Raw genomic sequence first — 18,012 nt, forward strand, 5'->3', positions numbered from 1 at the left:
GGCGTGGGTCTGCATTGCCACCCATGCATGGCGTGGATCTACGGATGAGCCCTGGCAGGGGCCAACCTTGGTTGGCGCATCAAGCTGTCGTACTGACGTCATGCCTCCTTCACACATCGCGCCGAGACTGCGCGCCTTGTCCAGGCCTGTTGTGTGCGCACAGGTGCTGGCCCTGTCGCGTCCTCCCGGAGCCCTGCCGTGCATCGTTCGAAGCTTTCGCGTTCCATCCTCCTTGCCCTTTCCATGGCCAGCGCAGGAGGCGCGATCGCAGCGGAGGCCGATGCGGTCGATGCCGCCGGCGGCAGCCGCGCCGCGCCCACCCAGCTCGACGCGATGCTGGTCACGGGTACCCGCGCGTCCAACCGCACCCAGTTCGAAACGCTGGCGCCGGTGGATGTGTTCAGCAAGGAAGACATCAGGTCCGTCGAATCCACCGACCTGAAGGACGTGCTGGCCCAGCTGGTGCCGTCGTTCGTGGTGCAGCGCCTGCCGATGGCGGACGGCCAGGTGTTCGTGCGTCCGGCGACGCTGCGTGGCCTGTCGCCGGACCAGACCCTGGTGCTGGTGAACGGCCGCCGCTTCCACCGCAGCGCGCTGCTCGGCAACCGTGGTGCACAGGCCGCTGATCTGGCACAGATTCCAACCAGCGCGATCAAGCGCATCGAGGTGCTGCGTGATGGCGCGTCGGCGCAGTACGGCTCGGACGCCATCGCCGGCGTCATCAACATCATCCTGGAGGATGGGCCGGGTAGCGAGATCACCGCCGGCTACTCGCAGTACGCGCAGGGCGACGGTGCTTCGCGCGATTTCAGTGCGCGCACTGGCTGGTCGCTGGGTGACTACGGCAGCCTGGTGCTGTTCGCCGAATCGTCCACCTCCGACGCCACCTCGCGCACCCGCCAGCGCCCCGATGCCATCGCCTTCCAGGCCGCGCATCCGGAGCTGGAGGTGCCCAACCCGGTGCAGCGCTGGGGCCAGCCGGAACTGGAAAGCCGCCGCGTCGGCTTCAACGTAAAGGCCAACGCCAGCGATACGCTGGAGCTCTATGCCTTTGGCCTGTACAGCCACAGCGATGGCGTCAGCGATTTCAACTGGCGCAACCCGGACACCACCACCGGCGCGTACCGCACCACCGCCATCTTCCCGGGCTGGAACCTGCGCTCGCTGTATCCGGTCGGCTTCAGCCCGCAGTACGGCAACGTGCAGAACGACCTGCAGCTGGTCGGTGGCCTGCGCGGCGAGATCACGCCGAAGCTGCGCTGGGATGTCAGCGCCTCGTATGGCCGCAACGCCATCGACTATCGCCTGAAGAACTCGATCAATGCCTCGCTCGGTCCGGCCAGCCCGACCGACTTCGATCTCGGCCGCCTCACCCAGACCGAGAAGAACGCCAACGCCGACTTCAACTACGAATGGGACGTGGCTGCGCTGTCCAAGCCGATCAACGTCGCCTTCGGTGGCGAGTTCCGCCAGGAAACCTACCAGGTGCGCGCCGGTGATCCGGCCTCGTACGCGGTGGGTCCGGGCGCGGCCGCGGGCCTGGAGGCCAACTCCAATGGCGCGCCGGGCTTCTCGGCCAGCCAGGCCGGGCAGTGGAGCCAGCGCAGCAAGGCCGCCTACGTGGACATGGAAGTGCCGCTGGGCGAGCGCTGGAGCATCGGTGCAGCCAGCCGCTATGAGGACTTCTCCAGCTTCGGCAGCACACTGGACGGCAAACTGTCGGCGCGCTTCGCGATCACCCCGGACGTCGCCCTGCGCGGCACCGTGTCCACCGGCTTCCGCGCGCCGACGCCGGCGCAGCTCAACACCACCAGCACCACCCAGGGGTTGGATACGCGCACGCTGCAGATCTTCACCAGCGGCCGCCTGTCGCCGAACGATCCGCTGGCGCAGCTGCTCGGTGCCAGGCCGTTGAAGCCGGAAGAATCGCGTACCGCATCGCTGGGCCTGACCTGGCGCACCGACCTGGGCCTGTCCGGCTCGGTGGATGTCTACCAGATCAAGCTCACCGACCGCTTCAGCCAGTCGGCCAGTTTCGCCATTCCGGCCGGTACGCCCAATCCGCTGGGCTATACCTCGGTGAACTACTTCACCAACGACTTCGACACCACCACCACCGGCGTGGACGTGGTCGGCAACTACCTGCGCGACCTCGGCGCGGGCCGCATGACGCTGACCCTGGCCTACAACTACAACCGCACCCGCGTGGACAACGGCAGCACCTCGGTGGCCACCAACGAGACCCAGCGCGTGCTGTTCGAAGATCGCCTGCCCGAGCACAAGGGCAGCCTGACCGGCAGCTGGGACATCGGTGCCTGGTCGCTGATGGCGCGCATGCGCTACTACGGTGCCTGGACCGATTCCAGCGGCAATGCGGTGGGCGATATCTACCAGCGTTTCGGTGCGATGAGCTTCCTCGACCTGGCCGTCGGCTATCGCATCAACGAACATCACAGCCTGCGCGTGGGTGCCGACAACGTGTTCGACCGCTATCCGGACGAAGCCACCTTCCAGGCCAGTCGCGGCCTGGTCTACTCGCGCAACGCGCCGTACGACACCGACGGTGCCAACCTGTACGCACAGTACCGGCTGAGCTTCTGATGGACCGCAACCGCCGCGTCCTGTTGCGTGCCGGTGCACTGCTGCCGGCTGCAGCTGCGCTGTCTTCACTGCCCGCCATGGCTGCCGCGGGTTACGCTGCGCCCATGCAGATTCCCGCAACGACCGTAGCGCCGGACGCGCTGGCCCGCGATGAAGGCTACTGGGCCGCCGTGGCCAGCCACTTCGACATCACCGATGAAGTGAACCACCTGGAGAACGGCTACTGGGGCGCGATGGGCCGCGAGACGCTGGCCAGCTACCAGCGCCACACCGCCGAGGTGAACCGTGGTAACGCCTGGTACGGCCGTCATGAGTTCCCGGCGCAGTACATGGCGGTGCAGCGGCAGGTGGCCGAACTGCTGGGCGTGGGCGCCGACGAGATCGCACTGACCCGTGGCGCCACCGAAGCGATGCTGGCGCTGATCGGTGGCTACAACCGCCTGCGGCCCGGCGACCAGGTGCTGTACGCCGACATCGACTACGACAGCATGATCGGTGCGATGCGTTGGCTGCAGCAGCGCCGTGGCGTGCAGGTCGAGCGCATCACGCTGCCGGTGGTGCCCGACCATGCGCAGATCCTGCAGGCCTACGAGGCCGCGTTCGCGCGGCTGCCACGCCTGAAGCTGGTGCTGCTGACCCAGGTCAGCCATCGCCATGGGCTGGTGCTGCCGGTGGCCGAGATCGCCGAGCGTGCACGCGCACGCGGTATCGACGTGATCGTCGATGCGGCGCACGGGTTCGGCCAGATCGACTACGCGGTGCCGCAGCTCAAGGCCGATTTCGTCGGCATCAACCTGCACAAGTGGATCGGCGCACCGGTCGGTGTCGGCGCGATGTACGTGCGCAGGGGCCGCGTTGCGGACCTCGACCCGTACATGGGCGAGACCGACGACGGCCGCGTGGGCAGCCGCGTACATACCGGCACGGTCAACTTCGCCGCTTACCTGGCACTTCCGGAGGCGATTGCCCTGCACCAGCGCATCGGTGCGGACAACAAGCAGGCGCGCCTGCGTTACCTGCGCGAGCGCTGGACGCTGCCGGCGCGGCAGATGGCGCACATCGAAGTACTGTCTTCGCCGGATCCGGCGTTGGCGAGTGCATTGGCCAGCTTCCGCCTGCGCGGGCGCACCAGCGTGGCTGACAACATCGCGCTGCAGAAGCGCCTGTTGGATGAGCATCGCGTGTTCACCACCCATCGCGACGGCTTGGACTCCGGCGCCTGCGTGCGGGTGACGCCGTCGGTGTTCACCCGGCCGCAGCAGATGGATGCGCTGGTGAAGGCCCTCTCCGCCTTGGCCTGACCCTGCTTTGGTGGGTGCCAACCTTGGTTGGCACATTCCAACCGTGCCGGGGAATCTTCCGCCGGCCAGCGGCCGGCGCTACCGGTCGGGTGGGTGCCAACTGTTGGTTGGCACATTCCAACCGTACCGGGGAATCTTCCGCCGGCCAGCGGCCGGCGCTACCGATCGGGTGGGTGCCAACCTTGGTTGGCACATTCCAACCGTGCCGGGGAATCTTCCGCCGGCCAGCGGCCGGCACTACCGGTCGGGTGGGTGCCAACTGTTGGTTGGCACATTCCAACCGTGCTGAGGAGTCTTCCGCCGGCCAGCGGCCGGCACTACCGGTCGGGTGGGTGCCGACCGTTGGTCGGCACATCCCATTCCAGGGCTACCGCTCGATCGCCGGCAACGCGTCCGACAACAACAACCGGTCAATCCGTCGCAGCGCACTTTCCAGCTGCCGGCGATCGGCCGCCAGCCCCAGCGACAGCCGCACGCCGTTCTGATGCTGCCCCCCCGGCGGGCAGAACGCCGATGAGGGCGCGATCGCCAGCCCCTGCAGCTGTGCGGTACGCACCAGGGTGGCGTCAGTCCATGGCGCTGGTACCCGGCACCAGGCATGCAGGCCTTCGGCGCGCAGCAGCAGCGAAGGCGCCAGCAGGTAGCGCGCCATGCGCATGCGCTCGCGTGCCTCGGTGCGCACCTGGGCCAGCAGTGACTGCGCCGAACCATCCAGCAGCAGCTGGCTGGCCAACGCCGAGACCAGCGGATGACCCATCAACCGCGTCGCCCGCAATGCAGCCGTCATCGACTCGGCGTGCGCAGCGCTTGGGCACTGCACGAACGCAGTGCGCAGGCCGGGGCTGATCACCTTCGACAGCGTCGCCACGTAGAACACATGGCGCGGTGCCAGCGCCGCCAGCGGTGTCGGTGCATCCTCGGCGAGGTGCCAGTAAGGATCGTCTTCGATCGCCAGCAGGCCTTCCCTCTCCAGAACACGCGCCAGCGCTTCGCGCCGCTGCAGCGGCAGGGTCAGCGCGGTCGGGTTCTGGCAGGTGGGGTTGAGATAGACCAACCGCGCGCCGCTTTCGCGTGCCAGCCGGGCCAGCGCATCGGGGCACATGCCGTGTTCGTCGCTGTCCACCGGCAGCAGCCGCCGGCCCAGTGCGGCGGCGGCCTGCAGCAGGCCCGGATAGACCAGCGCATCGCAGAGGATCGCATCATCGTCGCGGCCCTGGCTGACCAGGATCGCGGCAAGCGCCACCTGCGCGCCTTCGGTCAGCAACAGGCTGGCATCCTCCACCGCGCCCAGCATCGGTTGCAGCCAGCGCGCTGCCGCGTGGCGGTCGGTGGGATTGCCGCCGCCCAGGTGGTAGGTCATCAGGTTCGGCGCGTTGCTGCGCGCAAGCACGGCGGCGGCACCGCGGCGCAGGGTCTCGGCCAGCGCATCGGCATCGGGCACCGGCGGCACGTTCATGCTCAGGTCCACCACCTGGTCGAAGCCGGCCTTGGGTGGTGCGATGAAACTGCCTTGTGGCCCGCGTGCCTCGATCAGGCCGCGCTTGCGCGCTTCGTCGAACGCCCGCGTTACCGTGGTCAGGTCGACGCCGAGCTGCTGCGCCAACGCACGCTGCGAGGGCAGGCGTTGTCCTGGTGCAAGCCCACCGCGACGCACCGTGCGCTCCAGCGAATTGACGATGCGCAGGTAGATCGGACCGTTGTGCGCGAGCACGTCCTGCACCCATTCGCGGGCTGCGACATCCGGTCGCGGCATGTACGGAGCATGTCGGGGCGTATCGTTGCTTCCAACGGCGGGAGCCTGTCCATAACCATCGGTCGGTTCGGACAGGTGACCGCCGTTATTGCTTGTGGCGGCCACAGCGGCCAGCGTCAGTGGTGTCATTGCGCGTCCACAGCGCTTGGCCTGCCAGGGGCAGTAGCAGCCCACGGCAAGCAGTCCTTTCGGGCGCACGGTTTCGCCGCGCACCAGTCTGTCCAGCAGTGGTTCGACGAAGCTGTTGGCCGAGTTGCAGACCATGCCGATGCTGTACGGGCCGGCATAGGCGAGGTGGCCCTGCCGGTCCCAGATCGCCACGGCAGGGCTCGCCGGGATGTGTTCGATGCCGTCGATGGTCGGCAGGTTGATCACCTTGTTGCGCAGCGGCTCAGGCAGTTCGCCGTGGGTACCGGGGCGGCGGATCGCATAGAAGTCGATGCCGGCGCGGCGGTACATGCTGATCAGGTAGCTCAGGTGTGCGCCGGTTTCGCGGTTGCAGACGGCACACGCCGGGTCCCAGAAGTGCACCACGCGGATGCGGCCGGTATCACCGGCCAGATCGGACGGCAGGCGCAGCTGCGAGTCGTCGAAGACGATGGCCTGTTCGGTGAACGTCGACTGCGCGCTGTAGCCGAAGTACTGCCACAGCGCAGCCGCCACGCCGGCCATGAACAGGCAGGCGAGGGCGATCATCGTCGGCAGCAGCCAGCGGCGGCGCGGCGCGGCTGCGCCCATCAGGACGCGTCCCCGCCGAACTTGTGCACGTACTGCTTGCGCATCTCGCGGCAGGAGTCGGCCTGCGCGCGACGCTGGATCTCGCTACGCGACGGATCCTCGCTGCGCTGCACGCATTGCTCGATGGCGTGGCGCTCGGCGGCCTGCACATCCACGGTCTGCGGCTGCAGGCAGACCCAGGCCAGCGCGGCCAGCATCAACACCACAAAGCCACCACAGCCGGCCATTACCAGGTGGAACTTCAGTCTCTCGGCGCGCATCGACGCGTCCCTTCATCCATACATTGCATACAAAATATCATTTTGTATGGATTCGGCGCCATGCGCCCGGTTCAGACGATGGCGTTGTGCCGGGCCTCGGGGGCCTCAGACAGGATCTCGTTCAGTTTGGCCAGCGCCCCGGCCAGCGCATCCTGGTCAACTGCGCCGCCCAGCGACAGGCGGATCGCGTTGCCCGGTGGCGGTTCCTCCACGCTGAAGGCGTCCGAGCTGGCGATGCCCAGCCCCTGTTCCTGTGCGGCCTGGATCAGCCGGTACTGGTCCAGCCGCGGCGGTAGCGGCAGCCATACGTGCAGGCCGGCCGGGTGCGCCCGCGCGCGGGACGGCAGGTACTGCGCGGCAATCGCCTGGCGCTCGCGCAGCTCCTGCTGGAAGCGCTGCACCATGTCCTGGGCCTGGCCGCTGCGGATCCACTGCGACGCCACCGCCACCATTGACTGGGTCGGCATCAGCGCGATCGCACGCAGGGCGTCCAGCACCGGTTCCATCGGTTCGCCGCCCGGCACCACCAGGTAGGCGGTGCGCAGGCCCGGTGCCAGGCACTTGGACAGGGTGGAGATGTAATACACCGGGCAGCCGGCGTCGCGGTGGGCGGCCAGCGGCGGTGCGGCGTCCCCGGCCAGCAACCAGTAGGGATCGTCTTCGATCACGGTCAGATCGTGGCGCTTGGCAACCGCCAGCAGGGCCTGCCGGCGTTGTGCCGACATCGTCGCCGTGGTCGGGTTCTGGATGGTCGGTACCAGGTACAGCAGGCGCGGGCGGCGTAGCTGGCAGGCCTCTTCCAGCGCTTCGGGCAGCATGCCTTCGGCATCCATCGCCACTGGCACCACACCCCGCTGCAGCACGCGCGCGGCGGCCAGTAGGCCCGGGTAGGTCAGCTGCTCGGCGGCGATCAGCTCGCCCGGCTGGGTGCGGGCCAGGATCAGTGCGCACAGTGCGGTCTGCGCGCCGGGGCAGATCACCACCTGGTCGGCACCCACCGTGCCCAGCACCGGTGACAGCCACTGCACGGCGGCGGCGCGGTCCTCGCGGGTGCCGGCGCCGACGTGGTAGCTCATCAGTTCGCCCTGGCCCAGCTGCTGGCCCACGTGCTGGAAACCGGCCTCCATGCCCTGTGCGAACGGCGCGCTGCCCAGCAGCGGCGGGATGTTCATGCTCAGGTCCACCGAGGTGCTGCGGTTGCCGGCCGACAGCGCGATGAAGGTGCCGCCGGCGCCTTGCGCATCCAGCAGGCCAGCCTGGCGCAGCTCGGCAAAGGCCCGGGTGACCGTGGTCAGGTCCACGCCCACCTGCTGGGCCAGGTCGCGCTGCGGCGGCAGCCGGTCGCCCGGACGCAGCACGCCGTCATCCACTGCCTCGCGCACCTGCTGGGCGATCTGCAGGTACAGCGGGCCAGCGCCCTCGCGGAAGGGGCGAACCCAGGTGCGATTGGGGTGTTTCAGGCGGCGGCCGGCGGCAGGTGGCGTCATCGGTCAGTTTTTCCATACGTGCAGATGCACAAGTCCATACAATGATGTATATTGTATGGGCTTGATTGGAGTTGATCGCTCTCTTGTAGGCGACCTCGTACCCACAGTGTAGCCGCTCCACGCCCGGGCGCTGCGCGCAGGCGAGCCGGTCAAGCGCGCTTCTTCAACAGGGTTGACCTCCAATGAATATCTGCTGGAACCGCATCCGCCTGGCGCTGGTCGCCCTGGCCTGCGTCGGCCTGTCGGGCTGTGACTGGGTGCTGCTGGATTCGAAGGGCATGGTCGGGCTCGCCCAGCGCGACCTGATCCTGATCTGCATCGGCCTGATGCTGATCGTGGTGATACCGGCCATCGTGCTGACCTTCGTATTCGCCTGGCGCTTCCGCGCCGGCAACACCAAGGCGAAATACACGCCGGACTGGTCGCACTCCACCAAGGTGGAGATCGTGGTCTGGGGCGTGCCGCTGCTGATCATTGCCGGCCTGGCCGTGATCGTGTGGAAGTCGACCCACGAACTGGACCCGTACAAGCCGCTGGACGTGGCCGGTGAGCCGCTGCACGTGGACGTGATCGCCACCGACTGGAAATGGGTGTTCGTCTATCCGGACCTGGGCATCGCCACGGTCAACCAGCTCAACTTCCCGGCCAACCGCCCGCTGGCGTTCAACATCACCTCCAACTCGACGATGAATACCTTCTTCATCCCGCAGCTGGGTGGGCAGATCTACGCGATGGCCGGCATGCGCACGCAGCTGCACCTGATCGCCAACGAGCCCGGCCAGTTCCGTGGCATGTCCGGCAACTACAGCGGGCATGGCTTCTCGAACATGAAGTTCATTGCCACCGCCAGCAGCAACGAGGAGTTCGAGCGCTGGGTGGCCGAGGTACGCAGCGCACCACAGGCGCTGGACTTCAACCAGTTCAAGGCGCTGGCCGCACCGTCGAAGAACGCGCCGGTGCAGCACTTCTCCAGCGTCGAACCGCTGCTGTTCAAGAAGGTCATCGACCAGTTCATCGGCGTCGGTGAGAACACCGCTGCTGCGTCCCCGGCGGGTGCTGCCGGTGGTGCCCAGGTTTCCCAGGAGTAACGAACATGTTGGGTAAATTGACGTGGGAGGCCGTGCCGCTGCACGAGCCGATCGTCGTGGTCACGCTGGCGGCCATGGTGCTGGGTGGCCTCGCGCTGCTTGGCGCGGTGACGTACTTCAAGCTATGGGGCGTGCTCTGGCGCGACTGGTTCACCACCGTGGACCACAAGAAGATCGGCATCATGTACGTGGTAGTGGCGCTGGTCATGCTGGTGCGTGGCTTCGCCGACGCGCTGATGATGCGCGCGCAGTTGGCCGCGGCCGGGCCAGGCAGTGATGGCTTCCTGCCACCGGAGCACTACGACCAGATCTTCACCGCGCATGGCGTGATCATGATCTTCTTCGTGGCCACCCCGTTCGTGGTCGGCCTGATGAACATCATCGTGCCGCTGCAGATCGGCGCACGCGACATGGCGTTCCCGTTCCTCAACGCCTTCAGCTTCTGGATCTTCGTGGTTGGCGCCGCGCTGATGATGATCTCGCTGGGCGTTGGCGAGTTCGCCATGACCGGCTGGGTGGCCTATCCGCCGCTGTCGGGCATCGAGTTCAGTCCGGGCGTAGGCGTGGACTACTACATCTGGGCGTTGCAGGCCTCGGGCATCGGCACATTGCTGACCGGCGTCAACCTGTTCATCACCATCCTGCGCATGCGTGCGCCGGGCATGACCCTGATGAAGATGCCGGTGTTCACCTGGACCGTGCTGGTCACCAGCGTGATCATCATCGCCGCCTTCCCGATCCTGACCGTGGCGCTGGGTGCGCTCACCCTGGACCGCTACCTGGACTTCAACTTCTACACCAACACGTTGGGTGGCAACCCGATGATGTACGTGAACCTGGTGTGGGCCTGGGGCCACCCGGAGGTGTACATCCTGGTGCTGCCGGCGTTCGGCATCTTCTCTGAAGTCACCGCCACGTTCGCGCGCAAGAAGCTGTTCGGCTACAAGTCGATGGTGGGCGCCACGCTGGCGATCGGCATCCTGTCGTTCATCGTCTGGCTGCACCACTTCTTCACCATGGGCTCGGGTGCCAGCGTCAATGCCTTCTTCGGCATCATGACGATGATCATCGCCATCCCCACCGGCGTGAAGATCTTTACCTGGCTGTTCACCATGTACGGCGGCCGCGTCGAGTTCAGCGTGCCCATGCTGTGGACCATCGCCTTCCTGGTCACCTTCACCATCGGTGGCATGACCGGCGTGCTGCTGGCCATCCCGGGCGCGGACTTCCTGCTGCACAACAGCCTGTTCCTGGTCGCCCACTTCCATAACACCATCATCGGCGGCGCGCTGTTCGGCTACCTGGCCGGCTTCGCCTACTGGTTCCCGAAGGTGTTCGGCTTCACCCTCAACGAGCGCCTGGGCAAGTGGTCGTTCGCCTGCTGGGTGATCGGCTTCTACCTGGCCTTCATGCCGCTGTACATGCTGGGCTTCATGGGCATGACCCGCCGCATGAACCAGTACGACAACCCGGCGTGGACGCCGTACCTGATCGCCGCCTTCATCGGTGCACTGTTCGTGTTCGCGGGCATCATCCTGATGCTGGTGCAGATCTACGTGAGCGTGCGCGACCGCAAGCGCAACCTGGACCTGACCGGCGACCCGTGGAACGCACGCACGCTGGAATGGGCCACGCCGTCGCCGCCGCCGTTCTACAACTTCGCCGTGGTGCCCAAGGCCGATGAGCTGGATGCCTTCCACGAAGCGAAGAAGCGCGGCCTGCCGCCGCCGCCGAAGACGTACGCCCCCATCCACATGCCGAAGAACACCGGCGTGCCGCTGATCCTCAACATCTGGATCCTGGTGCTGTGCTTCGCCCTGGTCTGGCACATCTGGTGGATGGCCGCGGCCAGCTTCATCGCGATGATCGTGACCCTGATCGTGCGGTCCTACGACGAGGACGTGGATTACTACGTCAGTTCCGAAGAGGTGGCGCGCACCGAAGCGGCCAACCTTGCCAAGCTGAAGGAGGTACGCGCATGAACCTGTTGACCCGCCCCGAGCTGGCCAGCGACACGCAGGCGCACGAGGACCACCACGAGCACGACCACGGCCACGAACAGGGCGGCATGAAGGTGTTCGGCATGTGGGTCTACCTCATGTCCGACCTGGTGCTGTTCGGTTCGCTGTTCGCCTCGTACGCGGTGCTCAGCACCGCCTACGCCGGTGGCCCCACCGGCAAGGACCTGTTCTCGCTGCCGTTCGTGATGGCCGAGACCTTCCTGCTGCTGGTCTCCAGCATCACCTACGGCCAGGCCGTGCTGGCCATGCATCGCCACGATGCCTCGGCGGTGCTGCGCTGGCTGGGCGTGACTTTCGTGCTCGGTGCCTCGTTCATCGGCATGGAGATCTACGAGTTCTCGCACCTGATCCACGAAGGCGCGGGCCCGAGCACCAGTGCCTACCTGTCGGCGTTCTTCGCGCTGGTCGCCACCCACGGCCTGCACGTGGCCAGCGGCCTGATCTGGATGGCGGTGGTCATGCACCAGGTCTACCGCCGTGGCCTGACCCCGACCAACATCACCCGCGTGTCGTGCCTGAGCCTGTTCTGGCACTTCCTGGACCTGGTGTGGATCTGCGTCTTCACCTTCGTCTACCTGATCGGAGCCTTCTGACATGGCCCACGTCGAAACCTCGCGCGCCGGCAATGCGCACGGCTCCACCAAGTCCTACCTGATCGGCTTCGTGCTGTGCGCGCTGCTGACCGTGGTGCCCTTCGCACTGGTGATGAATCCGGTGCTGTCGCGGCCGCTCACGCTGTTCCTGCTGGTCGGCTTCGCAGTGGCGCAGATCCTGGTGCAGCTGGTCTATTTCCTGCACATGGACCGCAAGTCCGAAGGTGGCTGGAACCTGGCCAGCTTCGTGTTCACCCTGGTGATCCTGTTCATCGTCGTCGCGTTGTCGGTCTGGATCATCTGGAGCATGCACTACCACATGATGATCAACTGAGCTGGCGAACCGTGAAAGGCATTGCGTTCCCCCATCGTGGCCTGCGCCTGGCCGCAGGCCTGCTGCTCGGCCTGCTGGCCGGCTGCAGCGCGCAGTCGCGCATGGACTTCTATGCGAAGGACATCGCCTGCGAAGAACTTGGCCAGCAGTGGTCGATGCCCGACAGCCGCGGCACCGTGCGCGGCCCGAAGGACCTGCAGGGGCAGGTGACCTATCTGTTCTTCGGTTTCACCAGCTGCCCGGACGTGTGCCCGACCACGATGGTCGAGCTGAGCCAGGTCAAGCACCTGATGGGCAAGGATGCCGATCAGCTGCAGGTCGTGTTCGTCAGCGTCGACCCGGCCCGCGACACGCCGGAGGTCGCACGCACCTATGTGGAAGCGTTCGATCCCAAGGCAATCGCGCTGGTCGGCAACGAAGCGCAGCTGGCCGCGATGGCCAGCGACTTCAAGGCGTTCTACGAAAAGGAACCCGGTCAGGTACCGGATACCTACACCATGAGCCACATTGCCGGCGGCTACGTGTTCGACCGCCAGGGCCGCCTGCGCCTGTTCGCGCCGTACGGCATGCCGGTGGAAAAGCTGTTCTCGGACGTGCAGCGCCTGCTGCTCGAGCCCGGCCACCCGGCCGCCGGCAACGACGCGCTGGCCAGCTGCCACCTCAAGCACAGCGGCACACTGGCCGCGCGGTAACGCCGGTGGGTACCAACCTTGGTTGGCACGTCCGAATCTGCTCCTGGTAGATGCCAACCTTGGTTGGCACAGCTGTAGAGCCGAGCCCATGCTCGGCGCCGCGCGCACCGCGCCTGCGGCACCCCGTAGACAGCAGCCGAGCATCGGCTCGGCTCTACACGCGCACGGCCCCGGCAGGTGTCGACCGTTGGTCGGCACACCCCCACACCAATCCCCGGCCGGCCAGGAGAGCCAGCCGGCCGGGGCACCGCTCAACGCCTTACTTGGTCTCTTCCCACTGCACCACGTCCGGCTCGGTGGCGCGGATACCGGCGGTGGACAGCAGCCTGGTGCTCGCATCCAGCGCCGCGTTCACCGACGGGTACTCCACGATCGCCTGGCCCGACGCCTTGGAGACCTTCACCACGGTGCCACCGGTGGCCGTAGCCGCGCGCTGGGCCGATGCTGCATCGGTGAAGAACACCTTGACCCGCGAGGTCGCCACCACCGGCGCTCCGTCACGGGAGACCGCCGCCGCGAACTTGCCGGCACCGGCATCAGCAGGCGCCGCCGCGGCGCCATCCAGCGAACGCTTGGTACGCGCGCTGGTGGTCGCCGCCGCCTGCGGGGTGATCGTGAACTGGCCGCCGCTGGCCTGCTTTACCGTTGCCGAGGGCGACAGCTGGAAACGCGTGCCGCCCACATCGAACGAGCGGCCGGTAGCGGACGCCTTCAGTTCCTGAGCATCCACGGTCGACAGGGTCCTGGCCGGAGGGGTCTGCCCCGAGCTCTGTGCCCAGGCAGGGAAGGTCATCGCCGCGAAGGCGAGCGTGCTCAACAGAATGGTGGTCTTCATCATCAGTGCCCCAGAACGCGGATCTTGAAGAATTCGAGGTTGCCACGCGATGCAGCGGTCGCGGCCTGCCCCATGTCGGTCACTTCCAGCGTCCAGGTGCCCGTGGCGTTCTCATCCAGGAAGGCATTGCTGGACAGCAGGTCCCAGCTGGTGAAGTTGCTCTGCGCGCCACCCGTGCCCGAACCGATCGCGGTGAACGCCGGTTGCACCACGCTGCGGGTACCGCTGGGTGACACCAGCACGAACTGCAGCTGGCGCGTGTTGCGGTGGTTGACCCGGAAGCCCAGCTGCACGCTTTCGATGTTGCGCGCGCCGTTGGCCAACTGGAAGGTCAGGCGTGCAGCGGCGGCCGAGGTGTTGCCGATGGCCACGGTACGCGTGGTGTTGCGCCAGCCGCTGTCGACCAGCGCACCGAGCGACTGGAAGTTCTCGGCCACCTGCACCGCGCGTGCAGCGTTGACCACGCCGAAGCCATACCAGTTGCTGTAGGCACGGCCGGCAGCATTCACCGTCCAGCCTGGCACCAGCGTGCGCCCGTCGGCCAGCGTCACCGCCGGCTGGTTCGGGTGGTTGCGGGTGGCGGTGGTGGCCAGGATGTACTTCACATCGCGATAGGACAGGTTCGGATTGGCTTCCAGCACCAGTGCCGCCACGCCCGAGACCATCGGCGCTGACGCCGAGGTGCCGTTCATCTTGGCGGTGTAGTTGCAGGTGCTGTCGATGGCCGACAGGTTGCTGTCCAGCGTGTTCTGACGGTTGGTGTTCTTGTTGCTGCCCTGCGCGCACCCGGTCACGTCGGTGGTGACGATGGCCGGGTCGTAGGCGCGTGCCACCAGGCCGGGGGCGTACTGGGCCTGCAGGCCGTATTCGCCGCCGAAGGCCGACACCCACAGCGCCGAGCCGGTGGAGGAATACGACGAGCGCACGCCATCGGCACGCACCGCGCCTACCGTGATCACGTTGAACAGGTTGTTGCGCGGATCGCGTCCGGCCGGCACGCAGCCGGTGTTGCGGTTCTTGGTGTCGGTGGTGCAGACATCCTGGGTCTGGCTGATCGAGGCATTGTTGAAGTTGTTGCCCGCCGACTTCACGTAGATGCCGCCGCGGCCACCGCGCGTACCAGACAGTGCCTGCTCATACGAACGAATCGTGTTTTCGCTGTACGCCAGCGGCAGGTTCGGATTGCCCGGGCCGGCGCCCCAGCTGTTGTTGAACACCTGCACGTCGGCCGACTCCGCGCCGTCCCACCAGGCGTACTCGATGTTGCTCTGCTGGTTGCCCAGGGCTGAGCGCGAAATCGGGTTGAAGCCCTTCAGCGTCGCCGCCGGCGCCACACCACGTACGCCCAGGTTGTTGGCGCCCACCGCGCCAGCAATGCCGCCGACCATGGTGCCGTGGTTGTCGACGTCCGGGTTGGTCGGGGTGGGGTTGTTCGAGCCGTTGGTGAAGTTCTTGCCGGCCACCGCCGCCACGTTGGCCGCCAGGTCCGGATGCGCGATCTGCAGGCCATCATCGACGATGGCGATGGTGACACCCTGGCCACGGATGCCGTTGCGGAACAGGCCATCCACGTTCAGGTCGTTGCCGGCCACCGGCAGGGTGTCGGCCGGGACGGTCTGCCCGGTGTTGAGCAGGTGCCACTGGATACTCGCCAGCGGATCGGCCTGTTGGGCCTGCGCGGTGGCGGCCAGGCTGCCCAGCACCAGGGCAGTGGCAAGGGCCAGGCGCGCGGAGCGCGGTGGCGCGGAGCGTTGCGTGTGTCGCTTCATACACGAATCCTTCTGTTGTGAATCGGCATGGCAGGACGGCGGGGCGGAACTGCCCCATCGCAACGAGCCAAACGCGACACAACGGAGAACCCCCTACCTCTTCACATCCGCAATGTACGAATATGCAAATTGCGTCACAAACACTTAGTACGTCAGGTTATGACAGGGCGCGCGAATGCCTTCACGCCATCTTCGCGCGCTTGCTTCGGGTGCGGGAAACTCGGGTAACCACATGCAGGTGAAGACACATGAAGAAGGAACGCCAGCGTGCACGTGCGCGCGCAGACCAGACCCCGCTCTCGGTTGCCGCCATCCGCAAGGTGGTGCTGTCGATGTACCACCGTCGCCATGATTACTGGACCGATGCGGATATCGCCGAGCTGCTGCCGGCGCTCGCCACATTCAATATCACCACGATCAAACAGTTGCGCTTGCTGATGAAGCGGCACCGACGCGCGCTGCTGCAGGAGGAAAGAGTGAAGATGCGTAGGGCGCAGACACTGCACCTGCTGGCTGAGGATGGTCCCTGTGGCATCGATGTACACGCCAATACCAGCTACTACGCCATCGGCGGCCTGGTCCGCACCAGCATGGAACACGAATTCGGCTTCGAGACGATGCTGCCCTTCCACGAGGTGCGCGAGGACGAACCCACGTAGTGCGGTGCCTGCCCGGTGGGTGTGGCAGCCCCGCCGGGGCGTCATCGCGCGCCCTCACATCGCGCTGTGCTACTACAGTCCGTGCACCCTTCCGCACGGAGCACGATGATGGTAAATCCGCTCGCCCAGGCCCATCGCGGCCTCGGCACCACGCTGTTCAGCCTGTTGAACCCGATACCCTTCGGCTTCTTCGTCGGTGCACTGATCTTCGACGCGATCTATCTCAACAGCGCCGAGGTGATGTGGGGCAAGGCCGCCGCTTGGCTGATCACGTTCGGCCTGCTGATCGCCATCGTGCCGCGCCTGATCAACCTGTTCGCGGTCTGGCGCCGCAACGGCACGGCCACCCGCATCGACCGCATCGACTTCTTCCTCAACCTGGTCGCGGTGGTGCTGGCCATCTGGAATGCCTTCGTGCACAGCCGCGATGCGTATGCCGTTGCTGTGCCGGGCACGATCCTGTCGGCGCTGACCGTGGCCCTGATCGCCCTGGGCCTGATCCTGTTGTCATTGCAGCCGCCGGTGCTGCAGGGAGGTCGTCATGGCTAAGCACATCCTGCCCACCGTGGCCGCGCTGGCACTGGCCGTCACCCTGTCGGCCTGCGCCGGCAAGGCCGAATACCATCCGGCCGACCAGTCGGGACCGCAGCCGCCACTGCCCAAGCCGGCCAACTTCCTGATGCCGCCGATGCAGGTGCCCAAGGGCGTGGGCTGGGCCGACGGCCAGGCCCCCACGGTGGCCGAAGGCCTGAAGATCGAGCGCATCGCCGCCAACCTGCAGCACCCGCGCCGGCTGCTGACCCTGCCCAACGGCGATGTACTGGTGGTGGAAGGCAATGGCCCCGGCGAAGAGCCGGTCACCACACCCAAGCAGTGGATCGCCGGCAAGGTGAAGGCGCGCTCGGGCAAGGCTGGCAAGGGCGGCAACCGGGTCACCCTGCTGCGCCGCTCGCCAGGCACGAACACCTGGACCCAGCACGTCTACATCGAAGGCCTGCACTCGCCGTTCGGCATCCAGCTGATCGGTGACACGCTGTATGTGGCCAACACCGGCAACATCATGCAGTACCACTACGTGCCCGGCGAAACCCGCATGTCCGACAAGGGCCGCGAGTTCACCGACCTGCCCAGCACCATCAACCACCACTGGACCAAGGAACTGCTGGCCAGCCGCGATGGCAGCAAGCTGTACGTGGGCGTCGGCTCCAACAGCAACATTACTGAAAATGGCCTGGCCGTCGAATACCGCCGCGCGGTCGTGCTGGAGGTGGACGTAGCCACCCGTGGCAGCCGCATCTTCGCGTCGGGCATCCGCAACCCGACCGGGCTGGACTGGGAGCCGAGCACTGGCCAGCTGTGGGCCGTGGCCAACGAGCGTGATGAGATCGGTGCCGACCTGGTGCCGGATTACCTCACCTCGGTGAAGGAAGATGGCTTCTACGGCTGGCCCTACAGCTACTACGGCCAGCACGTGGACGAGCGCGTGCAGCCGCAGCGGCCGGACCTGGTGGCCAAGGCGATCGTGCCGGACTACGCCATCGGCTCGCACGTGGCACCGCTGGGCCTGCTGTTCTACACCGGCCAGGCACTGCCGGCGCAGTACCACGGCGGCGCCTTCATCGGCGAGCACGGCAGCTGGGACCGCTCGCCACTGAGTGGCTACGAAGTGGTCTACGTACCGTTCAAGGACGGCAAGCCGACCGGGCGGCCGCAGACCGTGGTCAGCGGCTTCACCTCGAAGGACGAGAAGACCCTGATGGGTGCGCCGGTGGGCATGGCGATGGATGCCGAGGGCGCACTGCTGGTGGCCGACGACGTGGGCGACGTGGTGTGGCGGGTGTCGGCGAAATAGCTGTGTAGCGTCGAGCCACGCTCGACTGC

Annotated in this window: 15 protein-coding genes and 1 pseudogene; 10 read left to right on the plus strand and 6 right to left on the minus strand. The window is 66.7% G+C overall.

Features of this window, described 5'->3' with window-relative positions; all coding sequences use genetic code 11:
• Window positions 1-198: 198 nt before the first annotated feature.
• Both AC5P7F_RS15420 and AC5P7F_RS15425 read left to right on the plus strand, forming a co-directional pair.
• Window positions 199-2,601 carry a TonB-dependent receptor domain-containing protein gene (locus tag AC5P7F_RS15420; RefSeq protein WP_142235079.1) on the plus strand — a complete coding sequence of 801 codons (2,403 nt, stop codon included), beginning with the start codon at window positions 199-201 and terminating at the stop codon, window positions 2,599-2,601.
• A complete protein-coding gene (locus AC5P7F_RS15425) occupies window positions 2,601-3,902 on the plus strand; it encodes an aminotransferase class V-fold PLP-dependent enzyme (RefSeq protein WP_142235080.1) in 1,302 nt (433 codons plus the stop codon). The genes AC5P7F_RS15420 and AC5P7F_RS15425 overlap by 1 nt, the downstream gene beginning before the upstream one ends.
• A 367-nt stretch (window positions 3,903-4,269) precedes the next feature.
• On the opposite strand, the gene AC5P7F_RS15430 is transcribed toward AC5P7F_RS15425, so the two are convergent.
• From AC5P7F_RS15430 to AC5P7F_RS15445, 4 genes and pseudogenes are all read right to left on the minus strand, one after another.
• Window positions 4,270-5,784, minus strand: a complete 1,515-nt coding sequence (locus AC5P7F_RS15430) for an aminotransferase class I/II-fold pyridoxal phosphate-dependent enzyme (RefSeq protein ID WP_164077383.1) — start codon at window positions 5,782-5,784, stop codon at window positions 4,270-4,272.
• Window positions 5,785-5,820: 36 nt separating this feature from the next.
• A pseudogene (locus AC5P7F_RS15435) lies at window positions 5,821-6,393 on the minus strand (DUF6436 domain-containing protein); the annotation flags it as partial.
• Complete coding sequence (locus AC5P7F_RS15440) at window positions 6,393-6,653, minus strand: hypothetical protein (RefSeq protein ID WP_014648733.1); 261 nt, start codon at window positions 6,651-6,653, stop codon at window positions 6,393-6,395. The pseudogene AC5P7F_RS15435 and the gene AC5P7F_RS15440, both read right to left, overlap by 1 nt.
• Window positions 6,654-6,724: 71 nt before the next feature.
• A complete protein-coding gene (locus tag AC5P7F_RS15445) occupies window positions 6,725-8,140 on the minus strand; it encodes an aminotransferase class I/II-fold pyridoxal phosphate-dependent enzyme (RefSeq protein ID WP_049441994.1) in 1,416 nt (471 codons plus the stop codon).
• A 182-nt stretch (window positions 8,141-8,322) separates the two neighbouring features.
• Between AC5P7F_RS15445 and cyoA the strand changes: the two genes are divergently transcribed.
• Genes cyoA through AC5P7F_RS15470 form a run of 5 tightly spaced genes read left to right on the plus strand, consistent with a single transcriptional unit; the run spans window position 8,323 to window position 12,868 of the window.
• The gene (gene cyoA, locus AC5P7F_RS15450; RefSeq protein WP_014648731.1) at window positions 8,323-9,228 is read left to right on the plus strand and encodes a ubiquinol oxidase subunit II; all 906 of its coding nucleotides are present in this window, start codon (window positions 8,323-8,325) and stop codon (window positions 9,226-9,228) included.
• A gap of 5 nt (window positions 9,229-9,233) precedes the next feature.
• On the plus strand, window positions 9,234-11,210 hold the full coding sequence (gene cyoB / locus AC5P7F_RS15455; RefSeq protein ID WP_032958781.1) for a cytochrome o ubiquinol oxidase subunit I: 1,977 nt from the start codon (window positions 9,234-9,236) through the stop codon (window positions 11,208-11,210).
• Window positions 11,207-11,842, plus strand: coding sequence for a cytochrome o ubiquinol oxidase subunit III (gene cyoC, locus AC5P7F_RS15460; protein ID WP_014648729.1), 636 nt, complete (start codon window positions 11,207-11,209; stop codon window positions 11,840-11,842). Before cyoB ends, cyoC begins: the two co-directional genes overlap by 4 nt.
• Before the next feature lies 1 nt (window position 11,843).
• A complete protein-coding gene (cyoD, locus tag AC5P7F_RS15465; protein ID WP_006399830.1) occupies window positions 11,844-12,176 on the plus strand; it encodes a cytochrome o ubiquinol oxidase subunit IV in 333 nt (110 codons plus the stop codon).
• Between the two features lie 11 nt (window positions 12,177-12,187).
• Window positions 12,188-12,868: an SCO family protein gene (locus AC5P7F_RS15470; protein WP_164077384.1), complete on the plus strand. Its 681-nt coding sequence runs from the start codon at window positions 12,188-12,190 to the stop codon at window positions 12,866-12,868.
• 259 nt (window positions 12,869-13,127) lie between these two features.
• Here the strand turns inward: AC5P7F_RS15470 and AC5P7F_RS15475 are convergent, their stop codons facing one another.
• Together AC5P7F_RS15475 and AC5P7F_RS15480 are read right to left on the minus strand one after the other, a co-directional pair.
• The gene (locus AC5P7F_RS15475) at window positions 13,128-13,706 is read right to left on the minus strand and encodes a DNA breaking-rejoining protein (RefSeq protein WP_164077385.1); all 579 of its coding nucleotides are present in this window, start codon (window positions 13,704-13,706) and stop codon (window positions 13,128-13,130) included.
• Complete coding sequence (locus AC5P7F_RS15480) at window positions 13,706-15,472, minus strand: S8 family serine peptidase (protein WP_088375310.1); 1,767 nt, start codon at window positions 15,470-15,472, stop codon at window positions 13,706-13,708. Before AC5P7F_RS15480 ends, AC5P7F_RS15475 begins: the two co-directional genes overlap by 1 nt.
• A gap of 248 nt (window positions 15,473-15,720) precedes the next feature.
• Here AC5P7F_RS15480 and AC5P7F_RS15485 point away from each other — a divergent pair, with 248 nt between their 5' ends.
• From AC5P7F_RS15485 to AC5P7F_RS15495, 3 genes are all read left to right on the plus strand, one after another.
• On the plus strand, window positions 15,721-16,131 hold the full coding sequence (locus tag AC5P7F_RS15485) for a hypothetical protein (protein ID WP_075076244.1): 411 nt from the start codon (window positions 15,721-15,723) through the stop codon (window positions 16,129-16,131).
• Window positions 16,132-16,239: 108 nt separating this feature from the next.
• Entirely contained in the window at window positions 16,240-16,680 is a 441-nt protein-coding gene (locus AC5P7F_RS15490; RefSeq protein WP_041863928.1) for a DUF2231 domain-containing protein, read from the plus strand.
• Window positions 16,673-17,983, plus strand: coding sequence for a PQQ-dependent sugar dehydrogenase (locus AC5P7F_RS15495; RefSeq protein ID WP_049441987.1), 1,311 nt, complete (start codon window positions 16,673-16,675; stop codon window positions 17,981-17,983). Before AC5P7F_RS15490 ends, AC5P7F_RS15495 begins: the two co-directional genes overlap by 8 nt.
• Window positions 17,984-18,012: the final 29 nt, after the last annotated feature.

The organism is Stenotrophomonas sp. YJH_SMC_105-26, assembly GCF_059368915.1.